The organism is Noviherbaspirillum malthae (assembly GCF_015352985.1).
In the GTDB taxonomy this organism is placed as follows: domain Bacteria; phylum Pseudomonadota; class Gammaproteobacteria; order Burkholderiales; family Burkholderiaceae_D; genus Noviherbaspirillum; species Noviherbaspirillum malthae.
This window is the reverse complement of record NZ_JACYXF010000007.1, coordinates 181,441-196,938: the sequence shown is the minus strand read 5'-3', so window position 1 is coordinate 196,938 and position 15,498 is coordinate 181,441. Positions and strand designations below refer to the sequence as shown.

The window sequence follows — 15,498 nt, the reverse complement described above, 5'->3', positions numbered from 1 at the left end:
AAATGCATCAGCGCAACAAAGAGGTGGAAGAGAGTACAGAGCAATGGAAAAAATTACAGATACAAAAGAAAGACTGCTAGTGAAGCGCTTCATCCATGATCTTCTCCGCCGCGAGCGCATAAAAAAATGCCAAGGCTTGCACCTTGGCATCAAGTCCTGCCGGATTGCTCCGGCAAGCGCCCATGAAAAGAGCGGCGGCCGCCTGCACCGCGATGCGGGTTCACAACGCAATGCCTTCATCCCGGAATCCGCCGCAGCGCGATGCGCTCCCCTTTCTTGCGGCGTTCCCGGAACCTGAATCAGCTACCGCGTTGCCTCTTTTCGCATTTGCATTCCATCGTTTCCAGCACCTTGCCTTCGGGATCGACGGTTTCCAGAATCACGTCGAAGCCCCACAGCCGCGCCACATGCTTCAGGACTTCGCCGGTCTGGTTGTTGAGCGGCCGGCGCAGGTACTGGTTGTGGCGCAGGGTCAACGCACGGTGGCCGTGGGTGTCGACCGACCACACCTGAATGTTGGGTTCGCGGTTGCCGAGGTTGTACTGCCCGGCAAGCTGCTCGCGCAGATAGCGGTAGCCGGCTTCATCGTGAATCGCGGAAATCGCCAGCTTGTCTTTCTTGTCGTCATCCAGCACTGCGAAGAAATGGAAATCGCGAATCACCTTCGGCGACAGGTACTGTGAAATGAAGCTTTCATCCTTGAAGTTGCGCATCGCGAAGTCGAGCGTCTTCTTCCAGTCGCTGCCGGCGATGTCCGGGAACCAGTGGCGGTCTTCGTCGGTGGGGTTTTCGCAGATGCGGCGAATGTCCTGCATCATCGCAAAGCCCAGCGCGTAGGGATTGATGCCGTTGAAGTAGCGGCTGGTCACCGGCGGCTGGTAGACGACGTTGGTATGGCTCTGCAGAAATTCCATCATGAAGCCGTTGCCGACCACGCCTTCGTCGTAGAGCTGGTTCAGGATGGTGTAATGCCAGAACGTCGCCCAGCCTTCGTTCATCACCTGCGTCTGGCGCTGCGGATAGAAGTACTGGGAAATTTTCCGCACGATGCGCACGATCTCGCGCTGCCAGGGTTCGAGCAGCGGCGCCGACTTCTCGATGAAGTACAGCAGGTTTTCCTGCGGCTCGGCCGGATAGCGGGCCGGGCCGGTTTCCTGCACCACTTCCTGCCTGCGCGGCACGGTGCGCCACAGGTCGTTCACCTGCGACTGCAGGTAGCGCTCGCGCTCTTCCTGGCGTTCGCGCTCCTCCGCCATCGACAGCCTGGCGGGACGCTTGTAGCGATCGACGCCGTAGTTCTGCAGCGCATGGCAGGAATCGAGCAGCAGTTCCACCGCTTCGATGCCGTAGCGCTGCTCGCAGTCGGCGATATAGTTCTTCGCGAACACCATGTAATCGATGATGGCTTCGGCATCGGTCCAGGTGCGGAACAGGTAGTTGTTCTTGAAGAAGGAATTGTGGCCGTAGGAGGCGTGCGCGATCACCAGCGCCTGCATCATCAGGCTGTTCTCTTCCATCAGGTAGGCGATGCAGGGATTGGAGTTGATGACGATTTCATACGCCAGTCCCATGTGGCCGCGCTTGTAGCTCTTCTCGGTCGACAGGAACTGCTTGCCGAACGACCAGTGGGCATACGACACCGGCATGCCGACCGATGCATAGGCATCCATCATCTGCTCGGCGGTGATGATCTCCAGCTGGTTCGGATAGGTCTCGAGGCCGAAGCCTTCGGCCACGCGGCGGATCTCGGCATGGATCTGCTCGATCAGCTCGAAGGTCCATTCGGATTGCTCCGGCAGGCGGAAGGGCTTGGCCGCCTTCTTGCGCGAGCCCTTGGCTGCTGGCTTGCGCGTGGGCTTCTTGGCCGCGGGTTCAGTCGCAATGATGTCGGTAGTCATTTCGGTTGCTTCTTGAACAGTTCACGGAACACCGGATAGATGTCGGCCGGCGACTCGATTTTCTGCATGGCGAAGTGCGGACAGAGATCGGGAATCTGCGTGTACTCGTGCCACAGGTTCTGCGGCTCGCCGTCAGTGATTTCCACGTAGGCGTAGTACTGCACCAGCGGCATGATCTTGTTGATCAGCAGCTCGCGGCAGGTGACCGAATCATTGTCCCAGTTGTCGCCGTCGGAGGCTTGCGCGACATACACGTTCCAGTCGCTGCTGGCATAGCGCTCACGGATCACCTTGTCGAGCAGCACCAGCGCGGACGACACCACGGTGCCGCCGGATTCGCGCGAGTTGAAGAACTCGTCCTCGGTCACTTCGGTCGCCTGGGTGTGATGGCGGATGAACACGACTTCGATCTTTTCATACGCACGCTCCAGGAACATGTAGAGCAGGATGAAGAAGCGCTTGGCCGCATCCTTCTTGGCCTGGTCCATCGAACCGGAGACGTCCATCACGCAGAACATCACCGCGCTGCTCGACGGCTTCGGCACCTTGATGCGGTTGCTGTAGCGCAGGTCGATCGGATCGAGGAAGGGAATCGCATGCAGCCGGGTGCGCAGGTGATGGATTTCCTTGCGCAGCGCGAGAATGCGGTGATCGTCCTCGAACGCCGTCTTCATCAGCGCGTCCAGTTCCTCTTCCGCTTCCTTGAGCCGCTTGCGCGACTTCGCGCCGACGGCGATGCGGCGTCCGAGCGCGCCGCGCAGCGAGCGCAGCACATGGATGTTGGACGGCGTGCCCGATACGGTGTAGCCGGCGCGCTGCTGCTTGAACTCGGTGATGGACTTGAGCTGGGTCTTGACCAGGTTGGGCAGCTCGAGGTCTTCGAAGAAATAGTTCATGAACTCTTCGCGCGTCAGTTCGAACGCGAAATCGTCCTCGGTCACTTCCTCGCTGTTGCCCGCCTTGCCCTTGCCGGCGCCCCCGCCTCCGCTCTTGGGACGCTGGATCTGGTCGCCCTTCTGGTATTCCTTGTTGCCGGGACGGACCACTTCCCAGACGCCGCCATGCGAATGGCCGAACGCCGGTTCGTTGATGTCCTTGACGGGGATGGATACTTTTTCGCCTTTCTCGATGTCTTTGATCGAGCGGCCTTTGATGGCGCGTGCTACCGCGTCCTTGATCTGGCCCTTGTAACGCCGAAGGAAGCGTTCGCGATTGCCAGCGGACTTGTTCTTGCCTTGCAGACGCCGGTCGATGAGGTGAGCCAAAATGCCTCCTGATACTGGTATGGGCGTTTGTTTCTTGTGTCCGTCCTCCTGAAAATCAGTTGAGCCCTGCAATTAGCCAAGACCTTGGAGCTCCCCTCCCCTTCAAGGGGAGGGTTAGGGTGGGGATGGGTTGAAAACGACCGCTTGATACGACAGCGTAGAAACCCATCCCCATCCCAACCTTCCCCTTAGGGGAAGGAGCCACGGAGGTCTTGCAGCCAGGAACAGCTGATCCGGAAGAGGAGTACAACCTACAACAATTACGACGACTTGCGCACGCGCAGGTACCACTCGCACAGCAGGCGCACCTGCTTCGCGGTGTAGCCCTTGGCCACCATGCGCGCAACGAACTCCTGGTGCTTGTTGGCGTCGTCGGCGCTGGCCTTGGCGTTGAACGAGATCACCGGCAGCAGTTCCTCGGTGTTCGAGAACATCTTCTTCTCGATCACGGTGCGCAGCTTTTCATAGCTGGTCCATGCCGGGTTCTTGCCGTTGTTCTGCGCGCGGGCACGCAATACGAAATTGACGATCTCGTTGCGGAAGTCCTTCGGATTGGAAATGCCCGCGGGTTTCTCGATCTTCTCCAGCTCGTTGTTGAGCGCATCGCGGTCGAAGCTCTCGCCGGTATCCGGATCGCGGAATTCCTGATCCTGGATCCAGAAGTCGGCGAAGGTCACGTAGCGGTCGAAGATGTTCTGGCCGTACTCGGAATAGCTTTCGAGGTAGGCGGTCTGGATCTCCTTGCCGATGAACTCGACGTAACGCTGCGCCAGGTATTCCTTGATGTAGGACATGTAGCGCTGCTCGACCTCGGGCGCGAACTGCTCGCGCTCGATCTGCTGTTCCAGCACATACAGCAGGTGCACCGGATTGGCCGCGACTTCGGTGTTGTCGAAGTTGAAGACCTTGGACAGGATCTTGTACGCGAAGCGGGTGGACAGGCCGTTCATGCCTTCGTCGACGCCGGCGTAGTCGGTGTACTCCTGGCGCGATTTCGCCTTCGGATCGGTGTCCTTCAGGTTTTCGCCGTCATAGACCTGCATCTTGCTGAAGACGCTGGAGTTTTCCGGATCCTTGATGCGCGACAGCACCGCGAACTGCGCCATCATCTTCAGCGTGCCGGGAGCGCAAGGCGCCTTCGACAGCGAGGAGCTCTGGATCAGCTTGTCGTAAATCTTGATCTCTTCCGATACGCGCAGGCAGTACGGCACCTTCACGATGTAGATACGGTCGAGGAACGCTTCGTTGTTCTTGTTGTTGCGGAAGGCCTTCCACTCGGATTCGTTCGAGTGCGCGAGCACCACGCCGTCGAAGGGAATCGCGCCGAAGCCTTCGGTACCCTTGTAGTTGCCTTCCTGGGTGGCGGTCAAGAGCGGATGCAGCACCTTGATCGGCGCCTTGAACATCTCGACGAACTCCATCAGGCCCTGGTTCGACAGGCAGAGACCGCCGGAGTAGCTGTAGGCATCCGGATCGTCCTGCGAATAATCCTCGAGCTTGCGGATGTCGACCTTGCCGACCAGCGAGGAGATGTCCTGGTTGTTTTCATCGCCCGGCTCGGTCTTGGAAATCGCGACCTGCTTCAGGATCGACGGATAGCGCTTGACCACGCGGAACTGGTTGATGTCGCCGTTGAATTCATGCAGGCGCTTCACTGCCCACGGGCTGGGGATGGTCTTGAGATAGCGGCGCGGAATGCCGTAGTCTTCCTCGAGGATGTCGCCGTCCTCGAGTTCATTGAACAGGCCAAGCGGCGATTCATTGACGGGCGAGCCCTTGATTGCATAGAAGGGCACCTGCTCCATCAGCGCCTTGAGCTTTTCCGCAATGGAGGATTTGCCGCCGCCGACGGGGCCGAGCAGATAGAGCACCTGCTTGCGTTCTTCGAGGCCCTGGGCCGCATGACGGAAATAGGACACCACCTGCTCGATCACCTCTTCCATGCCGTAGAACTCACGGAAGGCGGGATAGATCTTGATAACCTTGTTGGCGAAGATACGTGACAGGCGCGAGTCGTGGCGCGTGTCGATCATTTCCGGCTCGCCGATGGCTTCGAGCATGCGCTCGGCAGCGGTGGCATAAGCGAGGCGATCTTGCTTGCACAGTTCCAGATATTCCTGCAGGGAGTATTCCTCTTCCCGAGTCCGCTCATACCGTGCTGCGTAGTTGTCAAAGATTTTCATGGGGTTTCCTTTGATATAAATGCCGGTCACTTCGGGGTCGGATTCAAGACTGAATTTCCACTCCGCAATTTCATACTACGCCCGATTTTCACTGGTCGCTAGGAAATTTTCGGCTTTTTTTTGTAAGCGCAAACTCTTAAAAAAATGAATTTTCAAATGATCTTTTCAAAGGATTATTTATCGCGTATTTTTTTGATTTTCCGATTTGATTGTGTAAAACTTTTTTGCGCGGGCGTGGTCAGGCGGCGAGTTTTTTTTATTTAATTTTTAAGGCTTGTGTGAAGGGCTGCGCTGCGTAAATGCGACAGGGATGTGCGTGGTTTGAAGAGGGGTTGCGGATGCCGTAAGGGCAATTGGTGGAATTGAGAGTTAAAGGCGGAGCAGTTCAGGGTTTGTGTTTGATGCAGGAAGCGCATCATTGAGACTTGGATGCGCGACGGCCGTTGATGAAGCTCTTCTTCCTTATTTGTTATCTTTATCGTTACTGCATTTCGTTACGCAGTAAGAGTGGCAATGAGATAAGGTCAAGCGAATAAACCAAGCTGCCCCAACATTTTGCCAATGCAGGTTGGCTCCCTTCTCCCGCAGGCGGGAGAAGGGTTGGGGATGAGGGGGATGGCCAAGACCTCCTAGGGTTTTGCTACCGCCCTCACCCCTGCCCCCGCTCCGCGCCCCACGGTTCGGCTTGCAAGCCGAACCGGCTACGGCAGCGCAAACCGATGGTTTGCGAAACCCTGCCTGCGCCCCGCTTACGGGAGAGGGGTTCTGCTCTCCGAATTTAATACCAAGTCGCTCCGCCTACCCCCGCCGATAAACCTTCAACGCAAACCGCGCAGGATCAAGCACATCAAGCAAGCTGCGCTCGATCGGCAACGGCTCCCCTTCCAGCATTGAAGCCAGCAGCTCCGCAGCGAAGGGCGCCCAGATCAGTCCGCGCGATCCATATCCCATCAACCCATACAAACCCGGATGGCGTGGTACATCCCGCAGGCGGCTGCTGGTGATGGCGCGATCCGCATCCGGCAATGCACCAACGAGAGGCATGCGGTCCGGCGTCACGCAGCGAAAGCCGACCCGCCCCCTCAATGCCATATCCGAAACCGCAGGCTGCGCCGCAGGAAGCAGCTGCGCCAGCCGCTGCAGATTTTCATGCTGGCTGTCGCCGCGCAGAGCCGTTTCATGATCGGCATCATAAGTGGCGCCGACGGTGCAGATGCCCCGCACTTCCGGCGTCACATAGCCGTCGCCGCAGATCACGACCGGCGGCGCTGTCATCGCATCGGCGGCGAGATGCGTGACTTGCCCGCGCACCGCATCGAGCGGCAGACCTTGCGTTTGCGGCAAGCGATGCGCATCGATGCCGCCGGCGACGATCACAACCGGAGCGCTTGCAATTTCTGCGCCTGCCTCGTCGCGCACCATCCAGATGCCGCCATCGCGTTCCAGCCCGGCGACCGGCCGCCCGAACAGGCGCACAAGCTTCGTTCCGCAGGCATCCAGCATCGCTTCGCACAGGCTGGCCGGCGTGACCCAGCCGCCCCGCGGAAAGAACCAGCCGCCATGGGATGCGGCATTGCCCGTCAGCGCCGCCGCCTCGCCCGGCGCCGCCCAGCGCGCGAAATCCTGTGGCAATCCAAGGTCATGCAGTGTTGCCCGCTGCATGTCGGCCTGCTGCGCATCGCCCGCCAGCTGCAGCACGCCGCACTGACTGCCGGCGAACGCCTTGCCGATGCCGCCCAGCTGCCGCCATTGGGCGACGGCATACAGATAGGCGGCGCGTGCCAGCCGCGATGCCTGGTTGCCATCGCGCGACATCATCGGCATGACGATGCCCGCGATGTTGCCCGAGGCTTCCTGCGCCGGCCGCGCATGCCGCTCGATCAGGGTCACCTGCCAGCCTCGCGCGGCCAGGCGTTCACAGGCTGCGCTGCCGGCAATGCCGGCGCCGATCACGACGGCGCGGCGGTCCTTCAGCGACATGCGCGGCGGCTGCTGCCAGCGTGGTGCAAAGCGGCCGACCAGCATCTGCCGCTTGCGGCCGAATCCTGGCGGCCGGTCGCAGACGAAGCCGGCCTGGATCAGCGCCCGCCGCACCGTGCCGGTCACGGTGTAGGTGGCCAGCTTCGCCTCCGGGGCGGCCAGCCGGTTGAGACGGGCGAGCAGCTGCACCGACCACATCTCGGGATTCCTGCTCGGCGCGAAGCCGTCGAGATAGAAGGCATCGGCCGCGGCCTGGATCTCCGGCAGGCAGTCGGCGATGTCGCCGAACACCAGCGTCAGCACGACGCGGCCCTCATCGAGCGTCAGCCGATGGAAACCTGCCACCAGCGGCGGCCAGGCATCGCAGAGCTGCGCCGACAGCGGCTGCAGCTGCGGCCACAGCGCATGCAGCGTCTGCAGGTCGGGTGCGGCGAAAGGATGCTTTTCGACGGCCACGTAATGCAGCTGCGCGCTGCGCCGGGAATCGTCGCGCCAGGCTTGCCAGGTCGCGAGGAAATTGAGGCCGAGCCCGAAGCCGGTCTCGAGGATGGTGAAGCTGCGGCGATGGCGCCAGCGCTCCGGCAGGCCGTTCCCGGCAAGGAATACGTGGCGGGCCTGCTCCAGGCCGCCGTCGGCGGAGTGATAGACGTCGCCGTAGGCATCGGCATAGGGAATGCCGTCTTGCAGCTTCAGGGTTGCGGGAATGAGGCGTTGGGCGGGCATGATGGGATGTGAAGAAGGACGATTCATTGTAGCGGCATGCGACCGCCCGCTCAAAAATGCGAACGGACGCATGCATGATGCGGCACGATTGTTTACACTCGCTGTTTGTCCGGGAATGCACAGGCCGGCGCCTTGCGCTCACCGCTTAAAGCAAACCCGGGCCAACGACGATTCAAACCACCTTCGGCCTGCCCGCCCTCATGAAAACAACCAGCACCACTGACAACGCCTCCTCCGCCACACCCTATTATGTCGTGCGCCATTCGAAGATCCATGGCAACGGCGTGTTCGCCGCCCGCAAGATCCCTGAAGACACCTGCATCATCGAATACCAGGGCAAGCGCATCAGCGGCAAGGAAGCGGAGCGCCGCGAAAACCTGAAGCCGGCCGACAGCTTCCATACCTTTTTCTTCAGCCTGGAAAGCGGCAAGATCATCGACGGCGGCGACGAAGGCAACGACGCGCGCTGGATCAACCATTCCTGCGAGCCGAACTGCGAGGCGCGCGAGGAAGACGGCAAGATATTCATCTATGCGCTGCGCGACATCAAGCGCGGCGAAGAGCTGTATTACGACTATGGATTGATCATGGAGCAGCGGCATACGCCGGCGCTGAAGAAGGCTTACCAGTGCCTGTGCGGCACGCCGTCCTGCCGCGGCACGCTGCTGGCGCCCAAGCGCAGGAAGAAGCAGGCCGCGTAGAGCCTGTTATGCACTCTGTAAGGGCGACTGGGGACGTCAGAACGGGCTGGATGCAAGGCGCGACGACGCGGCAGTAACGAGTTACGGCAAGGAGTCGCAACGCAGCAGACGGCCCGTTATGGCGTCATCCAGACCCCTTAAGGAGTGCATGACAGGCTCTAGGCGGCCGGTTTTTCATTCGAAGAACTTCAGTCCGGCAACGCCGCACAGGATGAGTCCGAGGCAGAGCAGCTTGGCAACGGAGGCCGATTCGCCCAGCAGAATGATGCCCAGTATCGCCGTGCCGGCGGTGCCGATGCCGGTCCATACCGCATAGGACGTGCCGGCCGGCAGAGTCTTCATCGCCATGCCGAGCAGTACCACGCTGAGCAGCATCGACACGATGGTGCCGACGGACGGCCAGAGCTTCGTGAAGCCTTCGGTATATTTCAGGCCGATGGCCCAGCCGGTCTCGAGCAGGCCGGCAATCAGTAAGAGTATCCAGGACATCGCTTTTTCTTTCCGGGGTCCGTGGCTGTCCACGGGATGACTGAGAAAACAGGGAAAGAGGGAAAGACGCGGGCGTCCCCGCCCTCATGAGGCAGATGCGGATGCGGGTGAGGCCTGCATCAAAACAGCATTGAATTACGGTTGATGCAGCCCCGGAGGCCGCCGCGCCGCAAGGAAGTGTAGCCGAATCGCCGGCGCCTTTCAGGGCCCGGGCCTCAGGCGGCAATCCTGTAGCAGTTGCGTCCGGCGCGCTTGGCATCGAACAGGGCCGTATCGGCGCGGTTGATGGTCTCGGACACATTCTCACCCTCGCGCCGCTCGGCGATGCCGAAACTGGCCGACAGCGACAGGCGCGCATCGCCGGCCCTGATATCGAGCGCCATGACGGCATGGCGAACGCGCTCGACCACGATGGCCGCTTCCTCGGCGCCGATCTCGGGCATGATCACCATGAATTCCTCGCCGCCCCAGCGGCCGCACAGATCGTAGTGCCGCACGCTCGTCACGATGGCGTGCGCGATCTCGACCAGCGCCTTGTCGCCGACCTCGTGGCCGTGGGCATCGTTGACCGACTTGAAGCGGTCGACATCGAGCAGGGCGATCGTCAGCGGCCGGTCCAGCCTTTCGGCACGCGCCGATTCGGTCTTGATTCTTTCCATCAGCATGCGGCGGTTGCCGATGCCGGTGAGCGCGTCGCGGGTCGATGCTTCCTTCAGCGCCTCGTTCAGATCGCGCATCATCGACTGGTAGCGGTCGGAAATGCGGGCGATCTTTTCCAGCTGGCGCAGCTGCTTCTGGTAGCGCTCGGTCAGCGACATCTTTTCCTCCCGGCTGACATGCTGGTAGCGGTCGGAGATGCGGGTGACGCGGTCGATCTGGTGCAGCAGCCCGCGGAATTCGGCATACAGTTCGTCGAGGGCCGGCCGCAGCGGATTGTCCTCATGGGCAGGATCGGACAGCAGCGCCTCGACCTTCTGCTCGATCTGTTTTTCGCCGCGCATGCTCAACCCGCCAGGCTGGTGATCACGAAGGGAAAACTGCAGTCCTCCTTGAATTCTTCCGCGAGCTCGGCCACGCGTTCGTTCTGTTCGTCGTAATACCAGTTGACCTCCACCGCGCGCTTGGCGCGGTGCGCCTCTTCGAGCATGTCGAAGATATCCATCATGGCCTTGACGCTGCTGGTGTTGAGGTAGAGCAGGTGCAGGTCGAGGACGAGCTTGCAGTCGCCGCCAGCCAGGTAATCGTCGATCCACTGCATGACCGGCGAAAACAGTTCGTAGGAATTCTCGGGATAGGAGTCGCCGCGCATCTCGATGATGCCGGTATGCGCATCGGCCATGATCGACGGCGTCGACTGGGTGCTGTCTATGTGCAGATTGTTCATTGGATTTCCTTACGGCTGGATTACATCACCACGCGGACGCTGAAGAAGGCGCGGCCGTCCTCCAGCGTCTGCAGCGAGCAGGCGAGCGGTTCGCTGGCCTTGCGCGCCAGGTCGATCAGGCCGAGTCCGGCGCCGCTGGTGCTGCCTTCTTCGCGGGGCTTGCGCAGCTGTTCCTTGTAGCGCGCCTTGAGTTCGCTCTTGTCGAGCGCGGCGAGCTGCTGCACGCATTCGGTCAGGCCGGCGCCGTCGGCGCTGTCGACGATGTTGCCGGCCATGACCACGTAGCGTCCTTCCGCGTCACGCGCGATGACGACGGTGGCCGATGCCTCGTTGTCGGCCCAGCCCTTGCGCGCCGCATAGTGGCGGATATTCTGCGTCATTTCGATATAGGCGCCGAAGACGTCCATCGCCGAGGACGGCGTGGCGTTCTCGGTCTTCATGTAATTGCGCAGCGCATTGCCGATCTCTTCGATCAGGCTCTTGGTCAGCGGACCGTTGAAACAGAGCATGATGCGCTGCTGGTTATAGGTCTGCTGCAATGAAAACAAGTCAATCAGCATGGAATATCCGTCTCTTCAATATCAGGTGAATCGAAAGCAAACTACCGTGATGTCGTCGCGCTGCGCATGGCCGCCCTGGTAAGCGGCCAGTGTAGAGGCAAACGCTTCGCTCTGCTCTGCCAGCGGCCGGCTCGCATGCTGTCTCAACATGTCGATGAAACGCGCATTGCCGAAGCCGAAGCCCTTGTCGCCGCCGGCCTGGTCGAGGAAACCGTCGGTGGTGAGATAGAAAGTGCGCGACGGCAGCAGATCGACCGTCTGGTTCGCATACTCGCCCTGCTGCCGGTCGCCGAGCGAGCGGCGGCCGCCCTTGGCGCTTTCGACGTCTTCGCCTTCGCCGCCTTCGCTCCAGTAGAGCGAAATTTTGGCGCCGGCAAAGACGGCGCGGCGGCTTGCAAAATCGACATGCACCAGTCCGGCGTCCATGATGGTGGCGATGTCGCGCTGGCTGCCGCCGCTGTTGAGCATGGAACGCACGATCCGGTCGGTACGGGCAAGGATGGCGGCCGGGTCATGGGCACCGACTTCGTCGACCGCCTTGTCGACGGCGGCGCGCGCCAGCATGGTCATGAAGGCGCCCGGCACGCCGTGGCCCGCGCAGTCGACGATGCCGATCAGGCAGCCGCCCTCGACCTGGCGGTAGACGTAAAAGTCGCCGCCGACCACATCCCTCGGACGCCACAGGACGAAATGATCGTCGCCCAGTGCGGCGTCGAGCTCGCGGTCGGGCAGGATGGCGCGCTGGATCAGGCTGGCGTAGGAGATGGAGTCGCTGATCTTCTTGTGGGCCACGCTCATGTCGCGATTGGCCAGCACCAGTTCCTGCGTTCTTTCGCGCACCGTGTCTTCCAGTTCCTCGGTATGGCGCCGCACCTTGCCGGCCATGGCCGCGAAGGCGGCGGTCAGTTCGCCGATCTCGTCGTTGCGGGCCGGCGGCAGCGCCAGCGCGTAATTGCCGGCCGCCATTTCGCGCGCCGATTGTTTCAACTTGAGCAGCGGCGCGATCACCATCCGGTTCATCGCATACACGAAGCCGCTCATCGCCACCAGCAGCAGCAGGAACACGGCCAGCGCAACCCAGCCCAGCAGGCTGCTGTCGATCACTTCGGCGGCATCGAGATCGACCGCGGTCAGCACATGCCATTTGAGTTCGGGAATGTAAGAGGCGGCCAGCAGCTGCTTCTTGCCGTTCAGCGTGGCGAAGAACGGCTCGGTGGTGCCGGGATTCTTGACGGCGGCGTCCAGCGCGGCGCGGGCGCGTTCCGTATCGCCCTTGTGCTCGAGCAGGTCGAACAGCAGTTTGCCGCGTCCCTGCACGCCGGCGCCGGAATTGAAAGCGATGTGCCGGTTATCGGGATGCGCCTGGATGGCGCCGTTGACGTCGACGATCATCGGCGTGACGCCGCGCTCGGACGCCGAAATGAAGTCGCTCAGGAACTTGGAGAGATCGAGGCCGGTGCCGCACAAGCCCAGCCTGCGCGCGCCGTCGCGCACCTGCACGTTGAACCAGACCTTTGTCAGGCCGAGCTTGGGATCGGGGTCGACATTGATGTTGAAGGCCTCTTCGCTTTTCAGGGAATTGAAAAACCAGATGTCGTGCGGATCGTCAGGCTTGATGGTGTAGCGCGGCTCGCCGTTGGTCGGCGTCTTCGCATCCGAAAAATAGTAGTGATAGGACAGGGCCGAGGCGAGAAAGAAGGACTTGTCGTTGAAATCGTTGCGGAAGCTTTCGGCTTCCTGCAGCGCCATCGCCTTCTTTTCCGGATTGTCCTCGTCCTTGAGCCACTGCTGGATCGACTGCGAGCGTGCCAGCCGCAGCGACAGCGCAAGCTCGCGCGCGACCGGCGCCAGGATGCGCTCGCGGTTGAGCAGCGTGAAGTTGCGCGTGAAAGCCGTACCCAGGTGGGAGCGGATGGATTCCACCGCCTGCCAGCCGGCCACGCCCGCCAGCAGCAGCACCAGCATGCAAGTGCCGAACAACGCGAGAACCGATTTGCCGCGAAGTCCAAGAGCGCCTGTCATGTGATCTCCGGTAGAAAATGATGATTACCGGAAATTCTGACAGCCATTGCGCTGCGCTGCAATGTCAAACCGGCATATCCGACCAAGCCGGTGCGGTATTGTCAGTTTGCCAGCACGCCGAACTGCCAGCCGAAGAACACCAGCAATGCAAGGCCAATGGTCAGCAGCTGCCGGCGTGTGGCGGCGCAGACGAGAATGGCGACGATGGCAGCGACAAGCTGGGGATTGCGCCAGGTCAGTTCCATCCCCTCGCCGTGCGGCGCCAGGATCATCGGCACGATGATGGCGGTAAGCACGGTGACCGGCACGAAACCGAGCGCCTGCTGCAGCCACGGCGGAAAGGAGACGCGTCCGCCGAGCACGAAAATGGTGGCCTTGATGGCGACCGTGACCGCCGCCATGCCGAGAATCATCAGGGTGTAATTCATGCCGTTTCCTCCTTGGCTGACGGCGCAAGGCGCGAGCGGCGCCGCGACATCAGCATGCCGACCGCAACGCCGATCAGCACCGCCGACATCAGGCCGAGCTTGTATGGCAGGTCGCGCAGCAGGAAGGCGAAGGCGCCGGCAGCCAGTGCGGCCGCCAGATGCGGCATCCGGCCCAGCTGCGGCACGACGATGGCGATGAAGGTGGCCACCATCGCGAAGTCCAGCCCGAGCGTCTGCAGCTGCGGAAATACCGCGCCGAAGGACAGTCCGACCAGCGTCCAGGCCTGCCAGTTGCAATACATGGCGAGGCAGGAGCCAAGGAAATACCAGTGCCCGAGCGGCGCGCGCGGATGCCGGCTGTAATAGCCGTTCATCACGGCGAAGGTTTCGTCGGTCAGGAAGAAACCGAGTGCCCAGCGCCAGTACGCGGGCAGGTGGGCCACATGCGGCAGCAGCGTGGCCGCATAGAGCATGTGGCGCAGGTTGACGATGAAGGTGGTCAGCCAGATCACCAGCATGCCGGCATGGCCGGCGACGAGACCGGTGGCGATGAACTGGCTGGAACCGGCGTAGACGCTCAGCGACATCAGCTGTCCCTGCCAGGCGGCCAGCGGCCCGGCGGTGACCAGGGTGCCGAAAATGATGCCGAAGGGCGCGGCGCCCACCAGCATGGGCAGCGTATCGCGCGCGCCGGCGGCAAAACTGGAAAAACGGGTGGAATGCGGCATGGGAAATCCTTTCAGCCGCACATGGTAATCCGGGTGGCCGGCGGCTGCTTGTATGAACTTGCGGCGATGCGCTTGATGCCGCTATTTCGTGCCGCTATTCAATGCCGAGCGTTCTCCTGTCGCGGCGCTCGAATGCTGCGGCTTCCTTGAGCAGCCATTGCTCGAACGCTTGCAGGTGCGACGACTTCGCCACCTGGCTGGCGGTGGCGAGGTAATAGGAAAACGGCGCCTGCGCAATCACGCCGCAGACCGGCACCAGCCGCCCGGCCGCCACGTCTGCGGAGACCAGCGCGCTGCGGCCGATGGCGATGCCCTGGCCGGCGATGGCCGCGCTGAGCATTAGGTTGCTGTCGCTGTAGTTGGCGCCGTGCAGGAATTCCTCCATGTCGATGCCTGCCTCCTTGCTCCAGGCATTCCATTCGGTCATGCAATCGTCGCTCAGGATGCGGTAGCGCTTGAGCATCTTGGGCGATGACGGCAGGCGCCCCTTGTTGAAGTCGGGGCTGCACACCGGGAACAGCCATTCGTCCATCAGCTTGACGGCATCGCAGCCTTTCCAGTCGCCTAGCCCGTAGCGGATGGCAATGTCGGCTTCCCTGCGCTCGAGATCCTTCAGGTCCGGCGATGCCTGGATATGCACCGCAACGTCGGGCTGCAGCTTCTGGAATTTGCCGAGGCGAGGCAGCAGCCATCGGCTGGCGACCGACTGCAGCGTGGTGACGGTGATCGACGGCGCGCGCTTGTGTTCCTCGATCTCCGTCAGCGCGCGGCCGAGCTGGCGCAGCGCCGGCTGGATGCGCTTGAACAGCAGCGCGCCTTCCCTGGTCAGCAGCATCTGCCGGCCTTCGCGCGCGAACAGCGGCACGCCGAGCGTGCCTTCCAATGCGCGGATCTGCTGGCTGATGGCGCTGTGGGTCACATGCAGTTCATCCGCCGCGCGGGTATAGCTGCCGTGGCGCGCAGCGGATTCGAAGACATGCAGGGCGAGAAGGGGCGGTTTCATTGTCGAAGCACCGGATTGTGAAGCAGTCGTTGTGGTCTGCCTGAGATGTTAGTTTTTCTAACATCCGATGTGAATAAATGTCGTTCGCGAAGCTGCGGCGGTGCACCTACAATCAGGCGCATGGCAATGCCATG

Annotated in this window: 14 protein-coding genes; 2 read left to right on the top strand and 12 right to left on the bottom strand. The window is 61.6% G+C overall.

Annotated features, from left to right (window positions below; genetic code table 11):
- Nucleotides 1-43: 43 nt before the first annotated feature.
- Nucleotides 44-298: a hypothetical protein gene (locus tag IGW03_RS12920; protein WP_194722972.1), complete on the top strand. Its 255-nt coding sequence runs from the start codon at nucleotides 44-46 to the stop codon at nucleotides 296-298.
- Between the two features lies 1 nt (nucleotide 299).
- On the opposite strand, the gene IGW03_RS12915 is transcribed toward IGW03_RS12920, so the two are convergent.
- From IGW03_RS12915 to mnmC, 4 genes are all read right to left on the bottom strand, one after another.
- Entirely contained in the window at nucleotides 300-1,898 is a 1,599-nt protein-coding gene (locus IGW03_RS12915) for a SpoVR family protein (RefSeq protein WP_194722971.1), read from the bottom strand.
- Nucleotides 1,895-3,163: a YeaH/YhbH family protein gene (locus IGW03_RS12910; protein WP_194722970.1), complete on the bottom strand. Its 1,269-nt coding sequence runs from the start codon at nucleotides 3,161-3,163 to the stop codon at nucleotides 1,895-1,897. Before IGW03_RS12910 ends, IGW03_RS12915 begins: the two co-directional genes overlap by 4 nt.
- A gap of 260 nt (nucleotides 3,164-3,423) precedes the next feature.
- The gene (locus IGW03_RS12905; RefSeq protein ID WP_194722969.1) at nucleotides 3,424-5,346 is read right to left on the bottom strand and encodes a PrkA family serine protein kinase; all 1,923 of its coding nucleotides are present in this window, start codon (nucleotides 5,344-5,346) and stop codon (nucleotides 3,424-3,426) included.
- Nucleotides 5,347-6,144: 798 nt separating this feature from the next.
- Entirely contained in the window at nucleotides 6,145-8,049 is a 1,905-nt protein-coding gene (gene mnmC / locus IGW03_RS12900) for a bifunctional tRNA (5-methylaminomethyl-2-thiouridine)(34)-methyltransferase MnmC2/FAD-dependent 5-carboxymethylaminomethyl-2-thiouridine(34) oxidoreductase MnmC1 (RefSeq protein ID WP_228535439.1), read from the bottom strand.
- A gap of 200 nt (nucleotides 8,050-8,249) precedes the next feature.
- On the opposite strand from mnmC, the gene IGW03_RS12895 reads away from it, so the two are divergent.
- The gene (locus IGW03_RS12895) at nucleotides 8,250-8,750 is read left to right on the top strand and encodes an SET domain-containing protein (protein WP_194722967.1); all 501 of its coding nucleotides are present in this window, start codon (nucleotides 8,250-8,252) and stop codon (nucleotides 8,748-8,750) included.
- Between the two features lie 174 nt (nucleotides 8,751-8,924).
- On the opposite strand, the gene sugE is transcribed toward IGW03_RS12895, so the two are convergent.
- From sugE to gcvA, 8 genes are all read right to left on the bottom strand, one after another.
- Nucleotides 8,925-9,239, bottom strand: a complete 315-nt coding sequence (gene sugE / locus IGW03_RS12890; protein WP_194722966.1) for a quaternary ammonium compound efflux SMR transporter SugE — start codon at nucleotides 9,237-9,239, stop codon at nucleotides 8,925-8,927.
- A gap of 215 nt (nucleotides 9,240-9,454) precedes the next feature.
- Nucleotides 9,455-10,240: a biofilm regulation diguanylate cyclase SiaD gene (gene siaD, locus IGW03_RS12885; RefSeq protein WP_194722965.1), complete on the bottom strand. Its 786-nt coding sequence runs from the start codon at nucleotides 10,238-10,240 to the stop codon at nucleotides 9,455-9,457.
- Between the two features lie 2 nt (nucleotides 10,241-10,242).
- Nucleotides 10,243-10,623: a biofilm regulation phosphoprotein SiaC gene (gene siaC / locus IGW03_RS12880; RefSeq protein ID WP_194722964.1), complete on the bottom strand. Its 381-nt coding sequence runs from the start codon at nucleotides 10,621-10,623 to the stop codon at nucleotides 10,243-10,245.
- A gap of 20 nt (nucleotides 10,624-10,643) precedes the next feature.
- On the bottom strand, nucleotides 10,644-11,183 hold the full coding sequence (siaB, locus tag IGW03_RS12875; protein WP_194722963.1) for a biofilm regulation protein kinase SiaB: 540 nt from the start codon (nucleotides 11,181-11,183) through the stop codon (nucleotides 10,644-10,646).
- Nucleotides 11,184-11,204: 21 nt separating this feature from the next.
- Nucleotides 11,205-13,205, bottom strand: a complete 2,001-nt coding sequence (gene siaA, locus IGW03_RS12870; RefSeq protein ID WP_194722962.1) for a biofilm regulation protein phosphatase SiaA — start codon at nucleotides 13,203-13,205, stop codon at nucleotides 11,205-11,207.
- Between the two features lie 101 nt (nucleotides 13,206-13,306).
- The gene (locus IGW03_RS12865) at nucleotides 13,307-13,633 is read right to left on the bottom strand and encodes an AzlD domain-containing protein (RefSeq protein WP_194722961.1); all 327 of its coding nucleotides are present in this window, start codon (nucleotides 13,631-13,633) and stop codon (nucleotides 13,307-13,309) included.
- A complete protein-coding gene (locus IGW03_RS12860) occupies nucleotides 13,630-14,361 on the bottom strand; it encodes an AzlC family ABC transporter permease (protein WP_194722960.1) in 732 nt (243 codons plus the stop codon). Before IGW03_RS12860 ends, IGW03_RS12865 begins: the two co-directional genes overlap by 4 nt.
- Nucleotides 14,362-14,455: 94 nt before the next feature.
- Nucleotides 14,456-15,364: a transcriptional regulator GcvA gene (gene gcvA / locus IGW03_RS12855; RefSeq protein ID WP_194722959.1), complete on the bottom strand. Its 909-nt coding sequence runs from the start codon at nucleotides 15,362-15,364 to the stop codon at nucleotides 14,456-14,458.
- Nucleotides 15,365-15,498: the final 134 nt, after the last annotated feature.